The sequence below is a fragment of the Mycolicibacterium chubuense genome (assembly GCF_001044255.1).
GTDB lineage: Bacteria > Actinomycetota > Actinomycetes > Mycobacteriales > Mycobacteriaceae > Mycobacterium > Mycobacterium chubuense.
Genome location: NZ_JYNX01000028.1, coordinates 47,288 through 53,993, shown reverse-complemented (window position 1 = coordinate 53,993; position 6,706 = coordinate 47,288). Strand labels below are relative to the sequence as shown.

Sequence of the window (6,706 nt, the reverse complement as noted above, 5' to 3'; positions counted from 1 at the left end):
GGCGATCGTCGTCACCGTGGCGCGGTCCGGGGCGGCGGCATCGAGCGTGACCAGCGAGCGGGTCGCGGCGTCGAACACCGCCGCCTGGGCGCCCGCGGGCAGCGGGAACACCGTGCCGGGCAGGCCCGCGGTGGCCGGGGGAGAGTCGGCCGCACGGGCCGGCGCGATGGTCGGCGGCGGCGCGTCGGCCGGATTCGACGAACACCCGGCGACCAGCACGATTGCGGAAAACACGAGGCCGAGTCGAACCGGCTGGGAAAGGGGGTTTGAACGGCGCTGCAATGGGTAGCTTCCGGTCGTGCGTTCAGATCTTGATCGAACAGCCAGTGTAAGCACCCCGGTCGGACACGGCCGGTGGCATCTGCGGGGCGCGGTGGCCCCCGCGGCGGTATGGTACATACCATGACCCTCGCGACGGACCGCGTAGTGACCCCGGAGGGCTTCGCGGTCGAGGACATCACCACTGGCGTCCACGCCAGCGGCTTCGGCCAGGTGGGTGACGGCCGGAGTTTCTCCTTCCACATCGAGCGTCACGAGCTGGTCGTCGAGGTCTACCGCCCGCGGCTGCGCGGGCTGGTGCCCCAGAGTGAGGACGTCGTCGCGGTCGCGACACGCAAGCTCACCGACATCGATCTGACCGACGAGCGGAGCATGACCGCCGTCGTGCGCGACGCGGTCGCCGCGGCGCATCCGGTGCCGCGGACCGGTCGCTGACGCTGCCCTCACGGTACGGTCGTCGTCGTGACGGACGTCCCTGCCATGTCGTGGCTTCAGGTAGTGGTCCTGTCGGTACTGCAGGGGCTCACCGAATTTCTGCCGGTGTCCTCCTCGGGGCATCTGGCGATCGCCTCCCGGATCTTCTTCGACGACGACGCCGGGGCGTCCTTCACCGCGGTCAGCCAGCTGGGCACCGAAGCGGCCGTGCTGCTGTACTTCGCCCGCGACATCGGACGGATCGTCAAGGCCTGGTTCAACGGCCTGTTCGTCGCCGCCCATCGCAGCAGCGACTACTGGCTGGGCTGGTGGGTCATCATCGGCACCCTCCCCATCGGGGCGGTCGGCCTGCTGTTCAAAGACCAGATCCGCACGGGCGCACGCAATCTCTGGCTGGTCGCAACGGCATTGATCGTCTTCTCCGCGGTGATCGCCGCGGCGGAGTACTACGGCAGGCAGACTCGACGCGTCGAGCAGCTCACCTGGCGCGACAGCGTGACGGTCGGCCTGGCGCAGTGTCTGGCGCTGGTGCCGGGGGTGTCGCGGTCCGGCGCCACCATCAGCGCCGGGTTGTTCCTCGGCATGGACCGCGAGCTGGCGGCGCGGTTCGGCTTCCTGCTCGCCATTCCCGCGGTGTTCGCCTCGGGACTGTTCTCGCTGCCCGACGCCTTCGCGCCCGTCGGGGAGGGCATGAGCGCGACCGGACCGCAGCTGCTCGTCTCGACCGTGATCGCGTTCGTCGTCGGATTCGCCGCGGTGGCGTGGTTTCTGCGGTTCCTGGTGCGCCACAGCATGTACTGGTTCGTCGGCTACCGCGTGCTGCTCGGCACCGTGGTCCTGATCCTGCTCGGCACCGGGGTGGTGGCGGCGACATGACCGTTCTCCTGCTGCGCCACGGCCGTTCGACGTCGAACACGGCGCACACGCTGGCCGGCCGTTCCGAAGGCGTCGACCTCGACGACCGCGGCCGCGAACAGGCCGAGTCGCTCGTCGAACGGCTCGGCTCACTGCCCATCCGCGCGATCGTGCGGTCGCCGCTGCTGCGGTGCGGCCGCACCGTGGAACCGCTGGCTGCCGCGCTGGGCGTGGAGCCGGTGATCGACGACCGGATCGCCGAGGTCGACTACGGCGCGTGGACGGGACGCAAGATCGGCGAGCTGGTCAAGGAGCCGCTGTGGGCGGTGGTGCAGCAGCAGCCCAGCGCCGCGGTGTTCCCCGACGGTGAGGGTCTGGCCGCCGTCCAGGCGCGCGCGGTGTCCGCTGTGCGCGAACACGACCGCCGGCTGGCCGAGGAGCACGGCGGCGACGCGCTGTGGGTCGCCTGCACTCACGGTGACGTGATCAAGGCGGTGCTGGCCGACGCGCTCGGCACCCATCTGGACAGCTTCCAGCGCATCAACGCCGATCCCGCATCGGTCAGCGTGGTCCGCTACACCGCGGTGCGCCCGTTCGTGATCCACGTCAATCACACCGGCTCGGCGCTGAACTCCGCGTTGATCGCCCCGCCGCCGCCCGAGAAGACCGACGACGTGCCCGCCGGAGACGCCGTGGTCGGCGGTTCTGCCGGGTGAGCCGCGCACGGTATTTTGGAACCTGCCATGCCCCGTGAAATCCACGTCTTCCGCACTCCCGACCGCTTCGTGGCCGGGACGGTCGGTCAACCGGGGAATCGGACGTTCTACCTGCAGGCGGTGCACGACACCCGGGTGGTGTCGGTGGTGCTGGAGAAGCAGCAGGTGGCCGTGCTCGCCGAGCGGATCGCGGCGCTGCTGCTGGAGATCAACCGCCGCTTCGGCACGCCGATCCCGCCCGACACCGGTGAGGTCGAGGATCTGAGCCCGCTGGTGACGCCCGTCGACGCGGAGTTCCGGGTCGGCACCATGGGACTGGGCTGGGACTCCGAGGCGCAGACCGTCGTGGTGGAACTGCTCGCGGTGTCCGACACCGAGTTCGACGCGTCGGTGGTGCTCGACGACGCGGAGGAGGGCCCCGACGCGGTGCGGGTGTTCCTCACCCCCGAATCGGCGCGCGAGTTCGCGACGCGCTCGAACCGGGTCATCTCGGCGGGACGCCCGCCCTGTCCCCTGTGTGACGAGCCGCTCGATCCCGAGGGCCACATCTGCGTCCGCACCAACGGTTACCGGCGCGGCGCGCTGGGCGGGTCCGACGATGTCGACGACGTCTGAGGTCCTCGACCGCGGTGACCTGACCGTCCTGGGCCGGATCCGCTCCGCGAGCAACGCGACGTTCCTGTGCGAGTCGACCCTGGACGAGCAGGTCGTGCACTGCGTCTACAAGCCCGTGCGGGGCGAGGCCCCGCTGTGGGACTTTCCCGACGGCACGTTGGCCGGACGGGAGCGGGGCTCCTATCTGGTCTCGGCCGCGCTGGGCTGGAATCTGGTGCCCTACACCATCATTCGTGACGGGCCGGCCGGTCCGGGGATGGTGCAGCGCTGGGTCGACCAACCCGCCGACGACGAGGACGACGAGACCGCCGCATCCGGGCCCGATCTGATCGACCTGCTGCCCGCCGGGGCGATCCCGCCGGGTTTTCTGCCCGTGCTGCAGGCCTACGACTACGCCGGTGACGAGGTCACCCTGGTGCACGCCGACAACGAGCGGCTGCGCCGCCTCGCCGTGTTCGACGTCCTGATCAACAACGCCGACCGCAAGGGCGGCCATGTGCTCTCCGGCGTCGACGGCCAGGTCTACGGCGTCGACCACGGGGTGACCCTGCACGTCGAGGACAAGCTGCGCACCGTGCTGTGGGGCTGGGCCGGCAAGCCCGTCGACGACGACACCCTGACCGATGTCGCCGCGCTCGGCGAGGCGCTGCGCGGCGAGCTCGGCGCCGAGCTGTGCTGCCACGTCACCCCCCGCGAGGTGGCCGCGCTTCGCGCCAGAGTCGTTGCGCTGCTGCGTAATCCGGTGATGCCCACGCCTGACCGGCGCCGCCCGATCCCGTGGCCGGCGTTCTGACGTGATCTACTGACCCGGTGACACTCACCGACGCAGCGCTGGCCGCCACCGTGGCCGCCGAGGCCGGTGACCTGCTGCTGTCCATGCGCGAGCAGATCGGTTTCTACGACCCCTACGACCTGGGCGACGCCGGCGACATGCGGGCCAACACGCTGATCCTGGACCGCCTGCACCAGCATCGGCCGCACGACGCCATCCTGTCCGAGGAGGCCGCCGACGACGTCTCGCGCGTCCACGCCGACCGGGTCTGGATCGTCGACCCCGTCGACGGCACCTACGAGTACTCGATGCCCGGGCGGGCCGACTGGGCGGTGCACATCGCGCTGTGGCAACGCGACGGCTCGAGCGGGGGAGCGATCACCGACGCCGCCGTGGCGCTGCCTGCCCGCGGGGAGGTGTACCGCACCGACACCGTGAGCGCTCCGCCGCCACGCACCGACGGGCCCATCCGGATCACCGCCAGCGCCAGCAGGCCGCCCGCGGTGCTGTGGCGGATGCGGGAGGAACTCGACATCCAGCTGGTCCGCATCGGTTCGGCCGGCGCCAAGGCGATGGCCGTGGTGCGCGGCGATGTGGACGCCTACGTGCACGCCGGCGGCCAGTGGGAGTGGGATTCGGCCGCCCCGGCCGGGGTGTTGTGGGCCGCCGGGCTGCACGCGACGCGCCTGGACGGCAGCCCGCTGATCTACAACCGTCGCGACCCCTATCTGCCCGACCTGCTGATGTGCCGGCCCGAGGTGGCCGACACGCTGCTCGAGGTGATCTGGTCGACCTACCGGCGCTAGAGGACATGAACGGGAATGAAACGGCCCTCGGCGTTGTCGCAGAGGCTGATGTCTAGAGTCGAAGCCATGCAATCGTGGTCGGCGCCGAGCGTTCCGGTGCTCGCTGGTCGGGGTCCGCAACTGCGGCTCTACGACAGCGCCGATCGCCAGGTCCGGCCGGTGAGTGCCGGCTCCACCGCGACCATGTACGTCTGCGGGATCACCCCGTACGACGCCACCCACCTGGGTCACGCCGCGACCTATCTGACCTTCGACCTGGTGGCCCGGGTGTGGCTGGACGCGGGTCACGACGTGCACTACGTGCAGAACATCACCGACGTCGACGATCCGCTGTTCGAACGCGCCGACCGTGACGGCATCGGGTGGCGCGAGCTCGCCGACCGGGAGACCGACCTGTTCCGCGAGGACATGGCGGCGCTGCGGGTGGTGCCGCCGCGCGATTATGTGGCGGCCACCGAGGCCATCGCCGAGGTCGTCGAGGTGGTGGAGAAGCTGCTGGCCTCCGGCGCGGCCTATGTCGTCGACGATCAGGAGTATCCCGACGTCTACTTCCGTGCCGACGCGACCCTGCAGTTCGGGTACGAGTCCGGGTACGACCGCGACACGATGCTCGCGCTGTTCGCCGAGCGCGGCGGTGATCCGGACCGGCAGGGCAAGGCCGACCCGCTCGACGCGCTGTTGTGGCGCGCCCAGCGGCCCGGCGAGCCGAGCTGGCCGTCGCCGTTCGGTCCCGGCCGGCCCGGCTGGCATGTCGAGTGTGCGGCGATCGCGCTGAGCCGCATCGGCACCGGCCTGGACATCCAGGGCGGCGGCAGCGACCTGATCTTCCCGCACCACGAGTTCTCCGCCGCCCACGCCGAATGCGTCTCGGGGGAGCGGCGTTTCGCGCGCCACTACGTGCACGCCGGCATGATCGGCTGGGACGGGCACAAGATGAGCAAGAGCCGCGGCAACCTGGTGCTGGTGTCGCAGCTGCGCCGCGACGGTGTGGATCCGGCGGCGATCCGGTTGGGGCTGTTCGCGGGTCACTACCGCGAGGACCGGTTCTGGAGCCCGGCGGTGCTCGAGGAGGCCCAGCAGCGTCTGCACCGGTGGCGCAGCGCGACCTCACTTGATGGCGCGCCGGATGCCGGCGACGTCGTCGCCCGGGTGCGCCGGTACCTCGCCGACGATCTCGACACCCCCAAAGCTCTTGCTGCCCTTGATGGTTGGGCCACCGACGCGCTGTCCTACGGTGGGCACGACGCGACCGCCGGGCGGACCGTCGCCACGGCGGTCGACGCGCTGCTGGGAGTTCAGCTGTAACACCCCGGCGGTGGAGTAGGTTGCCGCCATGGGATCGGTGGCCGGCAAGACAGTACTCATCACGGGCGGTGCGCGCGGCGTCGGCGCCGAGGTGGCCCGCCGCCTGCACGCCAAGGGCGCCAATCTCGCTCTGACCGACCTCGACGGGGCCGCGGTCGCCTCGATGGTCGACGAGCTGGGCGCGGAGCGGGTGCACGCCGAGACGGCCGACGTGCGCAGCCTGGCCGCGATGGAGACGGCCGCCGCGAACGCGATCGAGAGGTTCGGCGGCATCGACGTCGTGATGGCCAACGCCGGAATCGCCTCGTACGGCTCGGTGCTGCAGGTCGACCCTGAGGCGTTCCAGGCCCTGATGGACATCAACGTGATGGGGGTGTTCCACACCGTGCGGGCCACCCTGCCCTCGGTGCTCGACCGCCGCGGCTACGTGCTGATCGTGTCGTCGCTGGCCGCCTACGCCGCCGCGCCCGGGCTGGCGCCCTACAACGCATCCAAGGCCGCTGTCGAGCACTTCGCCAATGCGCTGCGTCTGGAGGTGTCCCACCGCGGCGTCGATGTCGGGTCGGCGCACATGTCCTGGATCGACACGCCGATGGTGCAGGACACCAAGGCCGACCTGTCGACATTCCAGGAGATGCTGAGCAAGTTGCCGTTCCCGCTGAACAAGACGACCTCGGTGCAGGCGTGCGGACGGGCGTTCGTCGCCGGGATCGAGAACCGCAGGCGTCAGATCAACTGCCCCGGCTGGGTCGGCGCCCTGCGCGTGCTCAAACCGCTGCTGTCCACATCGCTCGGCGAGCAACCGGTCCGCGCCTTCGTGCCCGACCTGCTCCCGCGCATGGACGCCGAAGTCGCGGCGCTCGGCCGTTCGATGAGTTCCCGCACCACGGATCTGGAGACCCGGTGAAAATCAGAGCACTGCT

General features: G+C 70.6%; 8 protein-coding genes and 1 pseudogene. 8 read left to right on the top strand and 1 reads right to left on the bottom strand.

Translation table 11 applies throughout. The annotated features are described in order from the left end of the window. Positions 1–234 (bottom strand): annotated as a pseudogene (locus MCHUDSM44219_RS07925) (hypothetical protein); the annotation flags it as partial. Positions 235–402: 168 nt separating this feature from the next. Between MCHUDSM44219_RS07925 and MCHUDSM44219_RS07920 the strand changes: the two are divergent. The 8 genes from MCHUDSM44219_RS07920 (at position 403) to MCHUDSM44219_RS07885 (ending at position 6,690) form a co-directional block, all read left to right on the top strand. Beyond that, positions 403–714: a hypothetical protein gene (locus tag MCHUDSM44219_RS07920; protein ID WP_197044815.1), complete on the top strand. Its 312-nt coding sequence runs from the start codon at positions 403–405 to the stop codon at positions 712–714. A 45-nt stretch (positions 715–759) separates the two neighbouring features. Then, positions 760–1,590, top strand: coding sequence for an undecaprenyl-diphosphate phosphatase (locus tag MCHUDSM44219_RS07915; RefSeq protein WP_048417689.1), 831 nt, complete (start codon positions 760–762; stop codon positions 1,588–1,590). Further along, positions 1,587–2,285, top strand: coding sequence for a histidine phosphatase family protein (locus tag MCHUDSM44219_RS07910; RefSeq protein ID WP_048417688.1), 699 nt, complete (start codon positions 1,587–1,589; stop codon positions 2,283–2,285). Before MCHUDSM44219_RS07915 ends, MCHUDSM44219_RS07910 begins: the two co-directional genes overlap by 4 nt. Before the next feature lie 27 nt (positions 2,286–2,312). Continuing rightward, positions 2,313–2,900 (top strand): Rv2134c family protein, encoded by a 588-nt coding sequence (locus MCHUDSM44219_RS07905; RefSeq protein WP_048417687.1) that lies wholly within the window; start codon positions 2,313–2,315, stop codon positions 2,898–2,900. Next, the gene (locus MCHUDSM44219_RS07900) at positions 2,884–3,693 is read left to right on the top strand and encodes an Rv2133c family protein (RefSeq protein WP_048417686.1); all 810 of its coding nucleotides are present in this window, start codon (positions 2,884–2,886) and stop codon (positions 3,691–3,693) included. The genes MCHUDSM44219_RS07905 and MCHUDSM44219_RS07900 overlap by 17 nt, the downstream gene beginning before the upstream one ends. 17 nt (positions 3,694–3,710) lie before the next feature. Beyond that, on the top strand, positions 3,711–4,478 hold the full coding sequence (locus MCHUDSM44219_RS07895; protein ID WP_048417685.1) for a 3'(2'),5'-bisphosphate nucleotidase CysQ: 768 nt from the start codon (positions 3,711–3,713) through the stop codon (positions 4,476–4,478). A 66-nt stretch (positions 4,479–4,544) separates the two neighbouring features. Further along, the gene (gene mshC, locus MCHUDSM44219_RS07890) at positions 4,545–5,783 is read left to right on the top strand and encodes a cysteine--1-D-myo-inosityl 2-amino-2-deoxy-alpha-D-glucopyranoside ligase (RefSeq protein ID WP_048417684.1); all 1,239 of its coding nucleotides are present in this window, start codon (positions 4,545–4,547) and stop codon (positions 5,781–5,783) included. A gap of 28 nt (positions 5,784–5,811) precedes the next feature. Next, positions 5,812–6,690, top strand: a complete 879-nt coding sequence (locus tag MCHUDSM44219_RS07885) for an SDR family oxidoreductase (protein WP_048417683.1) — start codon at positions 5,812–5,814, stop codon at positions 6,688–6,690. Positions 6,691–6,706 lie beyond the last annotated feature (16 nt).